Genomic DNA, 15,848 nt, shown 5'->3' with positions numbered 1-15,848 from the left:
TCACTACTCCACTATTAATCTTTTAAATACACAGTCACGGCGTCAAGCGCTTCGATGGCGTTGTCTGCCAGTGTGACCAGTTCGTGCGTTATCTCATCGATGGAGGAGGAAACAGCCAGCGCGCCAAAAATAGCGTACTGTTCATCAATCTTAGCAAACGCACTCAAAGGGATAGGCACATTGAGTTTTAGCAAAGCTTCATTTAACTCGTTTAATAACTCAGGCTTCACTTCGTTTTCATTAAACAGGTAGCTGATACACACCAGCTGCTCTTCAGTCTGAGTCACAAAAATCGGTAATTCGTCATTTCCCTCTACAATCACTTGCAATACATCTTGCTCACCCTCATTACTGATCAGAAAGGACTCGAAGTTAGCACCTTCCGTTTCAAATGATGCCAATTTGATTGATAGTTCATTTAATTCCATCTTTTTTACCTTTTCGTTTTGACATATTATGTCTGAGTTAAGATTTGCATGTGCGACATAATATGTCAACACTGTTGCGTTAATTTTTATACAACTCGTCTTCCGTTTGCCATGCCTGGCGATAATAGTCGTACAGGACACCTGACCCTAAGCGATTGACTTCTATATCTTTGTTCTTGTCAAAGAAACGGTTAGGAAACGCGAAAGAAGATAGTAAATATTTTTTACTCACCCAGTTACTGGCAACCGGCAGGTGCTCGGCTGATGCAATTCTTGCACTGGCAGGCTGACCGGTACGCGTTGCGATTGTCCATCCCCATTGACCAAAGGAGGGAATGTTCTGCTGATACTGCTCTACATGCGCAAACCCGGCCTGTTTTACCGTTTTTGCGATACTGATAAAGGCACTTTTGGCATGGTAAGGCGATGTCGACTGAACGGCTAATGCCCCATCGGGTGCCAGCAATTGACGAACATGATTATAAAAATAATCACTGTAAAGTTTATTCAAATCCGGATGGTTGGGGTCTGGCAGATCAATAATAATCGTATCGAATTGCTCACCGCGGTCGAGCATACTTTCGACTTCCAAAAAAGCGTCTGCCACAATCACCTCTGCTCTGGAGGAGTTGAGCGCATTCTGGTTGAGCCGCACCAGCTTGGACGTTATCTCTGGTCTTGCCTCAAACACCTGTCCCTGCAAACCAAATAACGACAGCAGCTGACCATCCAGGTCAATCAATGTCGCGCTTTTTACCGGCCACTTAAGTACGTCACGTAACGCCAGGCCATCGCCACCACCAATGATCAGTACTTTATCATGGCGATTAGACGCCAGCATAGCCGGGTATACCAGCATAGTGTGATAGATTTGCTCGTCTACCGATGAAAACTGTAAGCGCCCATTTAAAAATAAGTCATTGATAGGGGTCGCCTGTGTACGACTGAGGCGCTCCGTGATCACCACATGTTGGTATTTGGTCGACTCAGAGTAAATCACTTTGTCTTTGTATAGCACATTGCTGAGGTCTTTCATCCATGCAGTACCATTGAGTAGTATCACGGTAAACACGCCCAGCAACAGGATATGACACACCAGCAAGAGCCTGGCAAATCTTACATACGGATGATAACGCCACAAAAAAATCAGTCCGGCAACAATGTTAAACAGCGCCGTCCAGGCAGCAGCCTGCATAATGGGTAGCGCCAGCATGATCATGACCCAAATAGCGGCACCAACTCCCGCACCAATATAGTCTGCCCCATAAATAGTGCCGGCATTATTTTCTAAAAAGCGGCCATAAACCTGCTGACGAATACGGGCGATCAAGGGAATTTCCATACCGATCAGTATTCCCAGAATTAAGCCAAATACATACGGCAAAAAACGGGCGAACGCTTGTAACTGCTGGAGCGGTCTGCCATCGAGTAAACTATCAGGTGGCAGGTTATAGAGACTGGAGAGGGTGTGCGGTAGGGTGTAGGTCAATGCGATAATGCTGGCGATGATCAAAATACTGCTCATCCCCAGTAAAGCAATCAGGCTTTCCAGCCAGGCAAACGCCGTAAATGGGTCTTTAAACCAGCGCGCTAAAAATGCCCCTATTCCCATTGCCACTATCATAGTGCCTATCATGGCATAAATGGCGCTTTCAACTGAGCCAAGCACCCTGCCGGCATAATGAGAGAGTAAATATTCATAGATCAGGCCACAACCAGCTAAAATGGCCATCACACCGATCAGTAACACATCGTGACCAAACAGCGACATACTGCCGGTCACTTTAGGTTGATTTGGGGGTACCGATACACTCAAGAATTACGCACCCAGCAAGGTTGCCATGGTAACACCGACCGCAAAGGACACCGCCGCGGAAATGGTTGCCACACCAATATTCTTCTGACGATTCACTTCATCAGAAATATCAGTACCGGCCAGAATAACCTTGATCATCACCAGATGTAACAGCGCGAACAAAACGATACTACCCAGCGCGGCAATACTCCAGTACGTCAGGCTATTGATCATATTGTCGGCCACATACGGTGCCAGGCCAGACGCGGCAGTCAATGCCAATGCTGCACCAATAAGAAACCCGGCATAGCGAATACCGACCGCCACATTGTTGTCCACAATGGCCTGTTGCAAACAATCACCATTGCGGTTGGTACGTTTGAACAATTGTACCCGGTATTGGCTTACCAGCAGCATGCACACGTTACCTATAACAAAGGCAGCAACCACGATAGGTAACCCATACCAGCCTTCCGTCAGTACCCACAGCAATGCAGAGCGGATAACAATGGCAACGCTGACCACATGGCCAAAGTCAATCAAAGCCGATGTGATGTTGCCTTTGAGGATTTCACTGTGTAAATCCACCTTGCGCAGCGCCACTTTGTCCTGAAAAAAGTGCCCCAGCTTGATCAACACAATCCCCACGGCGCCATAGCCTGCCATTTGCAGGGCTTCCTGAGTCAGTGTACTTGCGAAAGCCCCACTGGTGATCCCAGTCAGTACAATGGCAAGTCCGGTCAAACCACCTGCAAAGCTCAGGCCAAAAGCAAAGTTGTCGCGCTCGGTAATTTCGTCATTCGCGTGCAGGTTTGACACCCACCCCTTGATATATTTTAAGCTCACAAACAGGGCAATGATCACCGCCATATCGATGAGAAGTGCCTGAAATGTCCAGGCGGTTAATCCGTTAAATTGGTACATGTATTAACTCCGCTATCTGATGCACTACTTGCCCCGGCTAACGCCGCGAGAGGTCCGGTTTGAACTATTGCGAATTGAGCCTGAGCCCGACTTTGCTCTCGAGTAGCTGCTTCGCGATACTGATGATGGGGTGTGACTGGCGCGACTAAGGCCAGATGCGCCCGATTTTCTTTTTGCATAAGGGCTCGTAAACTGCTTACCCTGACGCTGATAAGACTGCCGAGTACGCTGCTCAACGGTATTCTGGCGCTTGTAACTCTGATAACTGGTGTATCGTTTGCGACCATAATCGCTGTAGTAGCTATATTTCCGACGCTTACTCCAGCTGCTATATTCCACATCCCCCACCAAATCACCGAGCATTCTGTACATGCCATACCACATCCAAAAACTGGTACCATTGGAGCTGGCCTGCCATTCACCATAGTTGGCGTTGCCGACTAATTGGTTACCCACTGTTTGCTGGCCGTTGTTAGCTGCTTGCTCGGCGGACTGACTGACAGCACCGACTCGGGCCAGCGTGCCATTGGACATGTCGGCCAGCACATTAATGGGATCAGTCAGTGCATCGTTGAACAAACTCAAAGAGGCAGCTTCTTTGAGCAGTACCGCTTGTTCAATAATGTCATCACTGCTCATACCTGGCTGAGGGGATTTGAGCGCCTGATAGCGGGTCAGTAAATTTTGATATAGAGGACCGGCACTGGTTGCATCCTGTGCAACCAATTGAGCAATGTTACTCAATTGTGGATTCTGCTGACTCAGTACATTGCCATACTCAGTTAGGAGATTGGCATTACGCACTTGCTTTTTATCAAGCGCATCACCTAAGGTGTTGATGGCCCTTGAGGCGTCCTGAAGTGTGTAAGTAATCGTTTGCTGGATGCGCTCCTCTTTCGATTCGCACCCCAACATTAAGCACATTACACAGAGCAGACTTATCAGTTTCCAAACTTTAAAATCGGACATTCATTGTCACCTGATCTACCTTGATACGAATTCAGATTTTCTATTCTACATAATTGTAGTGGATAACCAAGCGCCAATATTTAACTCATTTTATAAAGTTCTAAAAATAGAGGTACACAGGTTAAATTCAGCATATGTAGGCATATACGACCATTGAATTAAAAATAACGTTTAAACGAGGTATAAAAACTTGCGCAAAAAGAAGCAACTAACAATTAATTTAAAAAAATCACCGTATGGTGTTAAGAAGGAAAGTGGGCAGATTTATTCTGCCCGCAGATACGCAGATGCCAAAGGTTAGAAAGTCACCAGAACCTCAACATCATCACCTTCATATAATGCTGTGTAATTGATGATTGCGGGCTTTTGACCACCCGGACTCATCATACTGGCGCTGCACCATATTTTTTGTAAACTGACGTCCCGGGAAGACTGCGCGATATCTGAGTACCTCAGATCCTGCTGCTCAATCGCTTCATCGACCGCATCCAGTACTTTTGCCAGATCTGCTGAGCGCCCTTTCACTTCAACAGCTCGCTCGTACGTGATTTCGCCCGATTTACCAGCTTGGGTCAGCATTACATTAAACAACTGAGATTTTGCTTCTTCTTTTACGATGTCATGAACCAACTCCATGACATCATCATCGTCACATTGTGGTAGCTCAGTGGATGGCTCATCACTCCCACATGCAGTTAGTAGTAATAAGGTCGGGATAGTTACCAAAGAAGTGAGTGTTTTCATTATGGTCCTTATAATTATCTATAGAGTAGTCAAGAGCTCGCGGCATAACTGCCATGTTCAACACCGCGGGCCTGGCGATAAAACCTGTGCGTTAACAGTTATCCTCAAGCAGGTCATAAATCAGATCATCGAGATCCTCCAGGTTATCTTCGTCGATAACCAGACGGGCTTTTGATTCATCTAAGTCCAGTGCTTCGGCAAAAAAACCTCTGAGGCCCCGAGCTTTACGGTCAATTTCAAAAATAACCTCCAGCTGAGTGCCACGATTAAAAAAGACAATCTCGACTTCGTCGAAGCGACCATGAAATTCGCCGGCAATGGTTTTGAACTCCAGCTCCTGCACAAACGGCAGACGAGAGAAAGAAGCCTCTTCAATACCTTCACAGTCTGACTCATACAATTTGAAACCCAGCTCTTCCATGCTATCAATAACGGCTTGTTGCAGGTCGGTTGGGACAACGCGGACATAATCACGGTCGGACTTATCCAACGCCATGTCGATATCCAGATTAGTGGCAATCCAGGTTTGAGACTCGCCTACAGTGATAGGCGTTTCGAGGTCTAAATCGAATGCAAAGGGAATATGCTTTTCATCACCCGGCTCAATGGTAAAACGCTCATTAATACGAAATTTGGCCAAGGTGTGTTGCTTAGTGACTGTTTCCGACTCACCTTCGCTGTTTTCTCTTTCAACGGTGTAAGTGCATATCACTTTGAGATCAATTTTGTTGATCTCCTGAGCGACCTTGCCACCGTTAATTTTAACCGTGCCAGAGATTTCTTCGCCGGGTGCAACCTGATGGTGGTCTAACAAAGTGTCTACTTTTGCTGCGCCAATACCGACAGCGCCAAGTGCTTTCTTGAAAAAAGACATAGTCATCCTTATTGATTTTATCACCCTCAATCTTTGAAGGTTTTCACGGCCGATTATAGAAAAGAATATAAACGCGTCAACCGCTTTTTCTTTGCACATATTTGACGAGAATAATATAAACCCACAGAAAAACATCGCATTGAGAATATATTTACCAACACAAGCATATACCAACAGTGATCTCCCTAACTTATTTAAGCACTAAGCAAGAAGAAAACCCATACAAACTATGATTATATTTATATCTCACTTTGAAATTAAATAGATTAACCTCTATTAATACAGATATATCGCACAACCCTGATGTTTAATTTCCCCAACACAAACTCCCCCATCACATCATTCACTTTACCAAGCTTTTTATACACAGAAAATGAAAAACCCGGCAAAGCCGGGTTTTTCAAAGCGTTAAGTGCTTAAGGGGCTGATTACATCATGCCGCCCATACCACCCATGCCGCCCATGCCACCCATATCAGGTGCAGCAGCTGCTTCTTCCTTCGGAATTTCAGCAACCATCGCTTCTGTGGTGATCATCAGGCCAGCAACAGACGCTGCGAACTGCAGTGCAGAGCGTGTTACTTTAGTTGGGTCAAGGATACCCATTTCGATCATGTCGTCGTACTGACCGTTCGCTGCGTTGTAACCATAGTTACCTTCGCCGCCTTTCACTGCATTAACAACCACAGATGCTTCGTCACCCGCGTTTGATACGATTTGACGTAGCGGTGCTTCCATCGCGCGTAGCGCAACTTTGATACCGTGGTTCTGATCTTCGTTGTCGCCTGTTAGTGATTCAATCTTGCTCGCTACGCGAACCAGTGCAACACCACCACCAGGTACCACGCCTTCTTCAACCGCAGCGCGCGTTGCGTGCAGGGCATCTTCAACGCGGTCTTTCTTCTCTTTCATTTCAACTTCAGTTGCGGCACCGACTTTGATCACTGCAACACCGCCGGCCAGTTTAGCCATACGCTCTTGCAGTTTCTCTTTGTCGTAATCTGAAGTCGCTTCTTCGATTTGTGCTTTGATTTGTGCAACGCGGCCGTCAATGCCTTCCTGCTCGCCCGCACCATCGATGATGGTTGTGTCATCTTTAGTGATAACAACGCGCTTCGCAGTACCCAGGTCTTCAACCGTGGCTTTTTCAAGCTCAAGACCAATCTCTTCAGAGATAACGGTACCGCCAGTCAGGATAGCAATATCCTGTAGCATAGCTTTACGACGGTCGCCAAACCCTGGTGCTTTAACCGCTGCAACTTTTACGATGCCGCGCATGTTGTTCACAACCAGAGTCGCCAGCGCTTCACCTTCAAGGTCTTCAGCGATGATCAACAGAGGCTTGCTGGTTTTTGCAACCGCTTCCAGCGTTGGCAGCAGTTCGCGGATGTTAGATACTTTTTTGTCAACCAACAGAATGTGTGGGTTGTCCAGTTCAACCTGGCCTTTTTCAGCATTGTTGATGAAGTAAGGAGACAGGTAGCCGCGGTCAAACTGCATACCTTCAACAACGTCTAATTCGTTCTGTAGTGACTGGCCTTCTTCTACAGTGATAACACCAGACTCACGACCTACTTTTTCCATTGCTTCTGCAATGATGTCACCAATTTCTTTGTCAGAGTTTGCAGAGATAGTACCTACCTGAGCAATCGCTTTAGCGTCTGAACAAGGAACAGATAGCGCTTTTAGCTCTTCAACCGCTGCAATCACGGCCTTGTCGATACCACGCTTCAGATCCATCGGGTTCATACCCGCAGCCACTGACTTAAGACCTTCGTTCACGATAGCTTGTGCCAGTACCGTTGCAGTCGTAGTACCGTCACCCGCCGCATCATTTGCTTTAGACGCCACTTCTTTCACCATTTGTGCGCCCATATTCTCGAACTTGTCTTCCAGTTCGATTTCTTTTGCAACAGATACACCATCTTTAGTGATGGTAGGGGCACCGAATGACTTATCCAGTACTACGTTACGGCCTTTTGGACCCAAAGTTACTTTTACTGCGTCTGCCAGTACATTTACGCCTTTAAGCATTTTAGTGCGGGCATCGCCTGCAAAACGAACTTCTTTAGCTGCCATGATATTTATTCCTCTAAATTCTTTTCGATTAACCGTAAAATGTTGAGTGCGACGACCAGGCTTATTCTACGATGCCCAGAATGTTATCTTCGCGCATGATCAGATATTCCTGACCTTCGATTTTTTCTGTTTTCTCAACGTACGAGCCAAACAATACTGTGTCGCCCGCTTTAACTTGTAATGCTCTCACTTCACCATTGTCCAACACGCGGCCGTTGCCTACTGCAATTACTTCACCACGGGTTGATTTTTCAGCAGCAGAACCAGTTAAAACGATACCGCCAGCAGACTTAGTTTCTTCTTCAAGACGCTTAACAATAACGCGATCATGTAAAGGACGAATGTTCATGTGTTTAGTTCTCCTAACAGTTTCTGAACAATGACAGAATACATAGTGTAAGATGTTTTCCCGCTCAAACTTTAGCGATGAGGGGCTAACTAATTAATTTCTAAGTTGCTTCACTTAATGGGGATGGGCAAAACAAAATCCAAGCATTTTTTTCAAATTTTTTTAGTCCTTGCGCTTAAACTCGCCTTCTAACGTAGTATTCCCCTCATCACGCTGCGATTGACCATGGCCTGAAGGGCGACCAGCAAACGGGTCGAACTGCTGCTCTTGTTGCTGTGTGGTGTGCTGGCTGAACATGCCACCGCTTTGCACCTGCACAGTGGCGCGTTGTAGCAGTGCCTTGGCTAATTTTTGGCGAATAGCTGGCGTGAGCAGCATAAAGCCCAATACATCGGTCATGATCCCTGGCGTCATCAGTAATACACCGGCAATGATCACGCAAATACCGGCAAACAGATCGCTGGCAGGTAACTGGCCTTGTGCCATTTGTTGCTGCACGTTGGCGTAGGCACCCAGGCCTTGTTGCTTAACCAGGCGCGCCCCGAGTATCGCCGTGAGGATCACCAGTGCCAGTGTGGCGAATCCACCGATGACTTCACTGACTTGAAGTAACAAGGCTATTTCAGCGATGGGAATAACAATAAAGAGTAGAAAAAGGACTTTAAACATAGGATCTCCAAAATTACTGAAATAGATGTATGGGTCCTCGGGTCTTATTTCAAGCCCGCGCGCCAGGCATAACAAGGCACGCGACCAATGCGCTGAAAGTAAAGGTGAAGCGCTTGGGATAGACCGCGTGTTTGGTTACACTAGAGCAAATTTAGCTCAAGTGAAAGGATAACCATGACGACGCCTTACCGAATGGTCATGACCACCTGTAACACTCAGGTGCAGGCACGTGACATTGCCAGGCACCTGGTAACAAATAAACAGGCAGCCTGTGTGAACATTTTGCCAGGCATTGAGTCCATTTATATGTGGCAGGGCCAGGTCGCTCAAGACAGCGAGTGCAAGTTATTGATTAAAACGCATGCTGACTTGGTCGAAGCTGTTATGGAGACCATTCACCGTTTGCACCAATACGATGTCCCTGAAATTCAGGTCATCGAAGTCTGTGCGGGATCGCGGGACTATTTTAACTGGATTGATGAGGTACTGAATTAATGCGAATGCTGACGCGTTTTTTACCCAGCGGCATACTGGCCGTTTTGACCACTCTGTTGATGCTGATGAGCACCAGCAGTCTGGCGGCTGGCAATACCACTGTGCTCGATAGCTTGCTCGCTCCCAAGCAGCAAACGTTTTTACCCGTCGAAGAAGCGTTTAAGTTCGACTTCGATCAGCAGGGCAAAGTGCTGTTTACCGGCTGGGATATTGCACCCGGCTACTACCTATATAAGAAGAAACTGGAGATCATCGCCAAAGGGGCCGACATTTCAGTGCCCGAATATGCGCAGGGTGAAATGATCGAGGATGAATTTTTTGGCAAAACCGAAGTTTACTTTGATCAGTTTGCCGTGATCTCCCGACTCAGTAATATCACCGACGGTGCGGTGGTAAAAATTCGCTATCAGGGCTGTGCCGAAGCCGGGTTGTGTTACCCGCCTGAAGTGATCACTGTGCCTTTAACTGTGCTCGTCAATGGCAGCGGCGATGATGATGCAACACCACCCACCAGAACAATCAGCCAGCCTGAGGCTGGATCCGCAAATAGCGACGATTTAAGCTTCACGGAACGACTGGCGCAGCAATCGCTGCTCACTAACCTGGCGGTGTTTTTTGCGGTGGGTGTGGGCCTGGCGTTTACGCCGTGTGTCTTCCCGATGTTTCCAATCCTCTCCAGCCTGATCGCCGGGCAGCAACATCTGTCGACCAAGAAGGCCTTTAGCCTGTCTTTTGTTTATGTTCAGGGCATGGCCGTGACCTATGCCGCTCTTGGTTTAGTGGTGGCCTATTTTGGTGGCCAGGTGCAAGGCTACCTGCAACACCCGGCGGTACTGATTAGCTTTAGTTTATTGTTTGTGTTGCTGGCCTTTGCCATGTTCGGCTGGTACGAAATCAAACTGCCCAGCGGCATGATGAGTAAGCTTACTGAGATCAGTAATCAGCAAAGTGGCGGCAACTATGCTGGGGTATTTTCCATGGGCGTGTTGTCAGGCCTGATTGCCTCACCTTGTACCACGGCCCCCTTGTCTGCAGCCCTGCTTTATGTTGCTCAAAGCGGCGACTTTATGGTGGGCGGTCTGACGCTGTATGCGCTGAGTCTGGGGATGGGTCTGCCGCTGCTGCTGCTTGGCACCTCAGGCGGTAAGTTACTGCCCAAAGCGGGAAGCTGGATGGATCAGGTGAAAACCCTGTTCGGTTTTGTCATGCTGTTTGTGCCGTTGATCCTGTTGGAGCGGATCCTCGACTTTAATATTATTCTGGGACTGGCGTCGGTACTGGCGATGGCAACCGCCCTGTATTTACATCACTGGCAAAGTGCTCAGACACAAGGTAAAGGTAAAACTCTGCTCTGGGCGATGGCAACCAGCTTATTTGTGGTCGGCCTACTCACTGCCAGAAGCGTGGTTTTCCCTTCCCCTGAAACAGCCCAGGTAAGTGTGGCAAATCAGGAGTCCAAACAGGGCTTCAGACTGCTGGACGACCTGGCTGCACTGAATGTGGCAGTCGAGCAAGCTAATAGCAATGGTAAAATCGCCATGGTGGATCTGTATGCCGAGTGGTGTGTGGCCTGTAAGGAGTTTGAGAAATATACTTTTCCCACCGAACAAGTACAAACCCAGTTTGCTTATTTCGATACTCTGAAACTCGATCTGACCGAAAGTAACGACACCACCATAGAGATCATGGAAGCGTTTACGGTGTTCGGTCTGCCCAGCATTTTGTTCTTTGATGCCCAGGGTAACGAGGTCCCCGAACTGCGGGTAACCGGATTTCTGGGTGCCGACGAGTTCGCTGCCCACCTAGAAAAAGTACGCCAGCACGTCCTGTAACCGGCTTTTCAGCGAGCGATTCGCTACCAACGACACAGAGGCCTGAAGATTTGCCTCTGTGTCTCGTCCCTTCCTATGCTGATTAGACCAGTATTTTGCTGCTATTTACCTTGAACTCTCTATAATAGTTCGCGAACGTGAGAAATATTTGCTATTTACTGTGCATACGCTTAAGTTAACAAGGTCTTTTTCGAGAAAAACGGCTTTGTTTTCTAAATAAAGGAATTTCACGCATTATGTCTACAAATTTGAAGATTTTAGTCCTGAATGGCCCAAACCTGAACATGTTGGGCCGACGTGAGCCAGATAAGTACGGCACCCGGACATTAAAAGACATCATGCAGAGCCTGACACAAAGCGCGGTAAATTACGATGTTGAGCTAAGTCACTTTCAGAGCAATAGCGAAGCAGAGCTGATAGAGCATATTCATGCGCAATACGATCGTGTTGATTGCATCATCTTCAACCCAGCCGCTTTTACACATACCAGTATTGCTTTGCGAGATGCCCTGCTAAGCGTCAGCATCCCGTTTTATGAAGTGCATTTATCAAATGTCTATGCACGCGAGCCCTTTCGCCATAAGTCCTACTTTTCGGACGTGGCACAAGGCGTAATATGTGGATTAGGTGCGCTGGGCTACGAAGCGGCATTGATGGCCGCCGTAGCCAAGCTGCGCAAACAAGATAACTCAAATTAACTAACAGGCGGGTCAAGTTATGGATATTCGCAAGATCAAGAAACTTATCGAATTAGTAGAAGAATCAGGCATTGCAGAGCTGGAAATCACCGAGGGTGAAGAGTCGGTACGCATCAATCGTCACAGCAGCGCACCGGTTATTGCTCAACCACAGCAGTACTCTGTACCACCTGCTGCGCCAGCCCCCGTTGCAGCTCCTGCAACGGCACCAGCTGCTGAAGCACCGGCTGCTAGCAACACACCAACAGGCCATCAGGTTAAGTCACCTATGGTTGGTACTTTCTACTCAGCGTCTTCTCCTACAGCTGCGGCATACGTTGAAGTTGGCGCAAAAGTCAACGTAGGCGACACACTGTGTATCGTTGAAGCGATGAAGATGATGAACCAAATCGAATCCGACAAAGCCGGTGTTGTAAAGGCGATCCTGGTTGAAAATGGCGATGCGGTTGAGTTTGATCAACCTCTGTTCATCATCGAATAATGCCCCTGGAAGGTTAACACTATGCTAGATAAAGTAGTCATTGCAAACCGAGGCGAAATTGCGCTTCGCGTATTGCGTGCCTGCAAGGAGCTGGGGATTAAAACGGTTGCAGTGCATTCAACTGCCGATCGTGACCTCAAACACGTGCTACTTGCAGACGAAACCATTTGTATCGGTAAACCCGCTGCCAGCGAAAGCTACCTGGACATTCCGCGCATCATCGCTGCGGCAGAGGTAACCGACGCGGTTGCTATCCATCCGGGCTACGGCTTCCTGTCTGAAAATGCAGACTTTGCCGATCAGGTTGAGCAGAGTGGCTTTATCTTTATCGGTCCAAAAGGCGATACCATTCGTCTGATGGGTGATAAAGTGTCAGCCATTGAAGCGATGCGTAAAGCAGGCGTACCTTGTGTACCTGGTTCAGACGGTCCGCTGACTGAAGATAATGAACGAAACGTACAAATCGCTAAACGCATTGGTTACCCGGTAATCATCAAAGCCGCCGGTGGTGGTGGTGGTCGCGGTATGCGTGTTGTACGCTCTGAAGAAGAGCTACTTGACTCAATCGCACTGACGCAGACAGAAGCACAGCAATTCTTTGGTAATGGCATGGTATACATGGAGAAATTCCTTGAAAACCCACGCCATATCGAAGTACAAGTCTTAGCAGACGGACAAGGTAATGCCATCCATCTGGGCGAGCGTGACTGTTCAATGCAGCGTCGTCACCAAAAAGTGGTAGAAGAAGCACCTGCGCCAGGTATTACTGCAGAAATGCGTAAGTTTATTGGTGATCGCTGTACACGTGCCTGTATCGAGATCGGTTACCGTGGTGCCGGTACGTTTGAATTCCTGTATGAAAATGGTGAATTCTACTTCATTGAGATGAACACACGTATCCAGGTAGAGCACCCGGTTACTGAAATGGTGACTGGCGTTGACCTCATCAAAGAGCAGCTGAAAATTGCTGCTGGTCAACCGCTGTCAATCACTCAGGATGATGTTGTGATCCGTGGCCATGCCATTGAATGTCGTATCAATGCCGAAGATCCGGAAAGTTTCATTCCGTCTCCAGGCAAGATCACGCGCTTCCACCCGGCCGGCGGATTGGGCATTCGCTGGGACAGCCATATTTATGCTGATTACACAGTCCCGCCGCATTACGACTCAATGATCGGTAAACTGATCACTTACGGTGAAAACCGTGACGTGGCCATTGCCCGAGCACGTAACGCTCTGAATGAACTTGTGATTGATGGTATTAAAACCAATACCCCGCTGCACAAGAAAATTCTGGCGGACGAAAACTTCCAAAACGGTGGTACCAACATCCACTATCTGGAAAAGAAACTGGGCCTGTAAGCCCGTTTACGCAGGGGATGTCATTCCCCTGCGTTAATCTGATCTACCTCCCTGTGTAGACACTTTCAGAACTCACTGCATATTTTTCATTGCATCCAGACGCCACTTCCGTCACTTTAATCACCTGATCTACAGACTGGCTCAGTAGAAGAGAAGATGATGACTTTATCCAGTTTTTTACGTTTGATCTGTCTGGCAGCAATCTGGGGCGGTTCATTTTTGTTTATGCGTATTGCCGCGCCGACCTTTGGACCGGCTTATCTAATCGAGTTCAGAGTGAGCTTTGCCGCCCTTGCATTGCTCGTGACAGCCTTGTATCTGAAGCGATATCTGCATTTTCGCGCCCACGCCCGGCACTATTTTATTTTGGGATTGCTCAATACAGCGCTGCCTTTCGTGCTCTTTGCCTATGCGGCGCAAACCCTGACAGTCTCTATGCTGGCAATTTTAAACGCTACGGCTGCCATTTGGGGTGCTTTGATCGCTTTTTTCTGGCACCGAACGCCTCTTTCAGTGAAGTCCCTGATCGGCATGGTGCTGGGGATATTTGGCGTGATCATCTTGGTTGGCTGGGACCAGACCCTTGTCTCAGAAAAGCTGACTTGGCCGGTCCTGGCGGGGGTACTTGCTGCTGTCAGTTACGGTGTTGCGAGCAATTATGCTAAAAATGCACCCCAGATCCCCGCGTTTGATAATGCACATGGCAGCATGTGGGCAGCCGTCCTTTGGCTACTGCCGCTGCTCCCTTTCATACCCATGCGGGCAGTGCCGGATAGCACAGAGATCTCTGCCGTTATTGCACTGGGCGTGATCTGTACTGGCATTGCTTACTTATTGTATTTTAGATTAATTTCAGACGTAGGTGCGGCTTCTGCGCTATCGGTCACGTTCTTAATCCCCCTGTTTGGGATTGTCTGGGGCTATCTGATATTAGACGAGCAGGTTGGACTCAATACATTGGGCGGGATGGTGCTGGTATTAACGGGCACTATGCTGGTGACGGGCTTTTCACCCGCCACCTTACAAGCTGCGCGCACGCGGTAGATCATACATGGCTACTGAAATACCACGTTTTCGCTGCCCGGCAAGGGCTTAAAGCGACTCAGTAGCTTTTCACAGTCTTCCAGGATCTGCGCTTCCAGTCGCTCTTCAGCGCGCCAGCGCTGCGCATCCATTTTATAAATCTCTTTCTTACTGTATTTTTTGCGTGCGTCATGGGTCGGCATTTCTTTGACTTCCTCGTACATCTCATGCACACCCGGATAACTCTGGCTCAGCTCGATTTCCTCATCAAAGCTGTATTGAGACATCAGCACCCATACCCGCAAACAGCCTTCAGAGTACTCACACTGCTTCTGCTGCATCGCTTTAGCTATCAGATTGATACTATCGGACAGCTTGGCATTTCGTTCCTCACGAGAACGTGCCAGCTTCTCTTTTTGCTCCTGCTGCAATTTTGCTATCGTGTCTTTCTGAACTTTCAACTGCCACAGCAGCTTGCCGGCGTAAAATGCCAGACCGGCGATGATCAACGCGCCTACCACAATCGCGGCTATCCACATAGTTTAACGCTCCTCGTCTTCGTCTGTTAACCACTCATTCGCCAGATCATTACTCATCCACTGATCCAGCTCATCTTCCTGGGGCATATCAGCTTCTTCGAACTCATCATCAATGCCCAGTAACTCACATAACTCCTGATGGCGTGCCACCGACTTATTGAAGTACTTGGCATCTTTGCCCGTTAATAGCTCACCACGCTCATGACGCTCTAACAGCGCCATCAGACGCTCATCATTTTCCAGTTGGCGTAGCTCTTCTTCCGGCGTTAATGCCACTGGCGCGACCTTCTTCAGCTCCACCTGAGGTTTGAGGTCACGATTAAGCTTAGGCTCGCTGGCCTGCTGTGGCTGAGGTACCAGCGCAACCGGCTTTTTACTGCCCGCACGGGGATCCTTCTTGCTACCCGAAGTCTTACTCTCTTCTACTTTGGCTTCTTGTGCATTACGTGAGCCTGGCTTTTTACCTTTATGCTTTTTATTGCGCTGCTCTTTGAGCGCTCTGAGCTCCTGGAGCTTCTCTTTGCTTAACCTTGGCGTACCTATGTTGCCAACCTTACGGGATTTTTTCTTTCTCGTCATACTAGTCTT

Annotated in this window: 17 protein-coding genes; 6 read left to right on the top strand and 11 right to left on the bottom strand. The window is 48.0% G+C overall.

Annotated elements, in window-relative coordinates:
* Positions 1 to 14: 14 nt before the first annotated feature.
* The 9 genes from CWB98_RS12785 to CWB98_RS12745 form a co-directional block, all read right to left on the bottom strand.
* Positions 15 to 428: a DUF2170 family protein gene (locus tag CWB98_RS12785; RefSeq protein ID WP_046004856.1), complete on the bottom strand. Its 414-nt coding sequence runs from the start codon at positions 426 to 428 to the stop codon at positions 15 to 17.
* Positions 429 to 507: 79 nt separating this feature from the next.
* On the bottom strand, positions 508 to 2,199 hold the full coding sequence (locus tag CWB98_RS12780; protein WP_138545424.1) for a polyamine aminopropyltransferase: 1,692 nt from the start codon (positions 2,197 to 2,199) through the stop codon (positions 508 to 510).
* A gap of 48 nt (positions 2,200 to 2,247) precedes the next feature.
* A complete protein-coding gene (locus CWB98_RS12775; RefSeq protein ID WP_138545228.1) occupies positions 2,248 to 3,147 on the bottom strand; it encodes a DUF350 domain-containing protein in 900 nt (299 codons plus the stop codon).
* A gap of 24 nt (positions 3,148 to 3,171) precedes the next feature.
* Entirely contained in the window at positions 3,172 to 4,116 is a 945-nt protein-coding gene (locus CWB98_RS12770) for a CHAD domain-containing protein (protein ID WP_138545227.1), read from the bottom strand.
* A 297-nt stretch (positions 4,117 to 4,413) separates the two neighbouring features.
* Entirely contained in the window at positions 4,414 to 4,860 is a 447-nt protein-coding gene (locus tag CWB98_RS12765; protein ID WP_138545226.1) for a hypothetical protein, read from the bottom strand.
* Between the two features lie 91 nt (positions 4,861 to 4,951).
* Complete coding sequence (locus tag CWB98_RS12760) at positions 4,952 to 5,734, bottom strand: sporulation protein (RefSeq protein ID WP_138545225.1); 783 nt, start codon at positions 5,732 to 5,734, stop codon at positions 4,952 to 4,954.
* A gap of 428 nt (positions 5,735 to 6,162) precedes the next feature.
* Complete coding sequence (gene groL / locus CWB98_RS12755) at positions 6,163 to 7,812, bottom strand: chaperonin GroEL (RefSeq protein WP_010383738.1); 1,650 nt, start codon at positions 7,810 to 7,812, stop codon at positions 6,163 to 6,165.
* A 61-nt stretch (positions 7,813 to 7,873) separates the two neighbouring features.
* Positions 7,874 to 8,161 carry a co-chaperone GroES gene (locus CWB98_RS12750; protein ID WP_054014887.1) on the bottom strand — a complete coding sequence of 96 codons (288 nt, stop codon included), beginning with the start codon at positions 8,159 to 8,161 and terminating at the stop codon, positions 7,874 to 7,876.
* A 162-nt stretch (positions 8,162 to 8,323) separates the two neighbouring features.
* Entirely contained in the window at positions 8,324 to 8,830 is a 507-nt protein-coding gene (locus CWB98_RS12745; RefSeq protein WP_138545224.1) for an FxsA family protein, read from the bottom strand.
* Positions 8,831 to 9,004: 174 nt separating this feature from the next.
* Here CWB98_RS12745 and cutA point away from each other — a divergent pair, with 174 nt between their 5' ends.
* The 6 genes from cutA (at position 9,005) to CWB98_RS12715 (ending at position 14,742) form a co-directional block, all read left to right on the top strand.
* Entirely contained in the window at positions 9,005 to 9,325 is a 321-nt protein-coding gene (gene cutA, locus CWB98_RS12740; protein WP_138545223.1) for a divalent-cation tolerance protein CutA, read from the top strand.
* A 59-nt stretch (positions 9,326 to 9,384) separates the two neighbouring features.
* Positions 9,385 to 11,157, top strand: coding sequence for a protein-disulfide reductase DsbD (locus CWB98_RS12735; protein ID WP_138545423.1), 1,773 nt, complete (start codon positions 9,385 to 9,387; stop codon positions 11,155 to 11,157).
* A gap of 236 nt (positions 11,158 to 11,393) precedes the next feature.
* The gene (aroQ, locus tag CWB98_RS12730) at positions 11,394 to 11,855 is read left to right on the top strand and encodes a type II 3-dehydroquinate dehydratase (protein WP_054014891.1); all 462 of its coding nucleotides are present in this window, start codon (positions 11,394 to 11,396) and stop codon (positions 11,853 to 11,855) included.
* 19 nt (positions 11,856 to 11,874) lie between these two features.
* Entirely contained in the window at positions 11,875 to 12,336 is a 462-nt protein-coding gene (accB, locus tag CWB98_RS12725; RefSeq protein WP_138545222.1) for an acetyl-CoA carboxylase biotin carboxyl carrier protein, read from the top strand.
* A 21-nt stretch (positions 12,337 to 12,357) separates the two neighbouring features.
* Complete coding sequence (accC, locus tag CWB98_RS12720) at positions 12,358 to 13,698, top strand: acetyl-CoA carboxylase biotin carboxylase subunit (protein ID WP_054014893.1); 1,341 nt, start codon at positions 12,358 to 12,360, stop codon at positions 13,696 to 13,698.
* 159 nt (positions 13,699 to 13,857) lie between these two features.
* A complete protein-coding gene (locus tag CWB98_RS12715; protein WP_138545221.1) occupies positions 13,858 to 14,742 on the top strand; it encodes a DMT family transporter in 885 nt (294 codons plus the stop codon).
* An 11-nt stretch (positions 14,743 to 14,753) separates the two neighbouring features.
* Here the strand turns inward: CWB98_RS12715 and CWB98_RS12710 are convergent, their stop codons facing one another.
* Together CWB98_RS12710 and yihI are read right to left on the bottom strand one after the other, a co-directional pair.
* On the bottom strand, positions 14,754 to 15,260 hold the full coding sequence (locus tag CWB98_RS12710) for a DUF2489 domain-containing protein (RefSeq protein WP_054014895.1): 507 nt from the start codon (positions 15,258 to 15,260) through the stop codon (positions 14,754 to 14,756).
* 3 nt (positions 15,261 to 15,263) lie between these two features.
* Entirely contained in the window at positions 15,264 to 15,839 is a 576-nt protein-coding gene (gene yihI / locus CWB98_RS12705; RefSeq protein WP_125716973.1) for a Der GTPase-activating protein YihI, read from the bottom strand.
* Positions 15,840 to 15,848: the final 9 nt, after the last annotated feature.

This window comes from Pseudoalteromonas rubra (assembly GCF_005887115.1).
Lineage (GTDB): Bacteria > Pseudomonadota > Gammaproteobacteria > Enterobacterales > Alteromonadaceae > Pseudoalteromonas > Pseudoalteromonas rubra_F.
Note: the sequence above shows the minus strand (reverse complement) of the source record. Positions and strands in the feature narration are given on the sequence as shown.

What these genes read in the sequence shown, in the direction of transcription:
- CWB98_RS12765 (WP_138545226.1), bottom strand. Translation starts at nt 4,860, where the DNA reads ATGAAAACACTCACTTCTTTGGTAACTATCCCGACCTTATTACTACTA.
- cutA (WP_138545223.1), top strand. Translation starts at nt 9,005, where the DNA reads ATGACGACGCCTTACCGAATGGTCATGACCACCTGTAACACTCAGGTG.
- accC (WP_054014893.1), top strand. Translation starts at nt 12,358, where the DNA reads ATGCTAGATAAAGTAGTCATTGCAAACCGAGGCGAAATTGCGCTTCGC.
- CWB98_RS12735 (WP_138545423.1), top strand. Translation starts at nt 9,385, where the DNA reads ATGCTGATGAGCACCAGCAGTCTGGCGGCTGGCAATACCACTGTGCTC.
- CWB98_RS12775 (WP_138545228.1), bottom strand. Translation starts at nt 3,147, where the DNA reads ATGTACCAATTTAACGGATTAACCGCCTGGACATTTCAGGCACTTCTC.
- CWB98_RS12770 (WP_138545227.1), bottom strand. Translation starts at nt 4,116, where the DNA reads ATGTCCGATTTTAAAGTTTGGAAACTGATAAGTCTGCTCTGTGTAATG.
- CWB98_RS12785 (WP_046004856.1), bottom strand. Translation starts at nt 428, where the DNA reads ATGGAATTAAATGAACTATCAATCAAATTGGCATCATTTGAAACGGAA.
- CWB98_RS12745 (WP_138545224.1), bottom strand. Translation starts at nt 8,830, where the DNA reads ATGTTTAAAGTCCTTTTTCTACTCTTTATTGTTATTCCCATCGCTGAA.
- yihI (WP_125716973.1), bottom strand. Translation starts at nt 15,839, where the DNA reads ATGACGAGAAAGAAAAAATCCCGTAAGGTTGGCAACATAGGTACGCCA.
- accB (WP_138545222.1), top strand. Translation starts at nt 11,875, where the DNA reads ATGGATATTCGCAAGATCAAGAAACTTATCGAATTAGTAGAAGAATCA.
- CWB98_RS12780 (WP_138545424.1), bottom strand. Translation starts at nt 2,199, where the DNA reads ATGTCGCTGTTTGGTCACGATGTGTTACTGATCGGTGTGATGGCCATT.
- groL (WP_010383738.1), bottom strand. Translation starts at nt 7,812, where the DNA reads ATGGCAGCTAAAGAAGTTCGTTTTGCAGGCGATGCCCGCACTAAAATG.
- aroQ (WP_054014891.1), top strand. Translation starts at nt 11,394, where the DNA reads ATGTCTACAAATTTGAAGATTTTAGTCCTGAATGGCCCAAACCTGAAC.
- CWB98_RS12715 (WP_138545221.1), top strand. Translation starts at nt 13,858, where the DNA reads ATGACTTTATCCAGTTTTTTACGTTTGATCTGTCTGGCAGCAATCTGG.
- CWB98_RS12710 (WP_054014895.1), bottom strand. Translation starts at nt 15,260, where the DNA reads ATGTGGATAGCCGCGATTGTGGTAGGCGCGTTGATCATCGCCGGTCTG.
- CWB98_RS12750 (WP_054014887.1), bottom strand. Translation starts at nt 8,161, where the DNA reads ATGAACATTCGTCCTTTACATGATCGCGTTATTGTTAAGCGTCTTGAA.
- CWB98_RS12760 (WP_138545225.1), bottom strand. Translation starts at nt 5,734, where the DNA reads ATGTCTTTTTTCAAGAAAGCACTTGGCGCTGTCGGTATTGGCGCAGCA.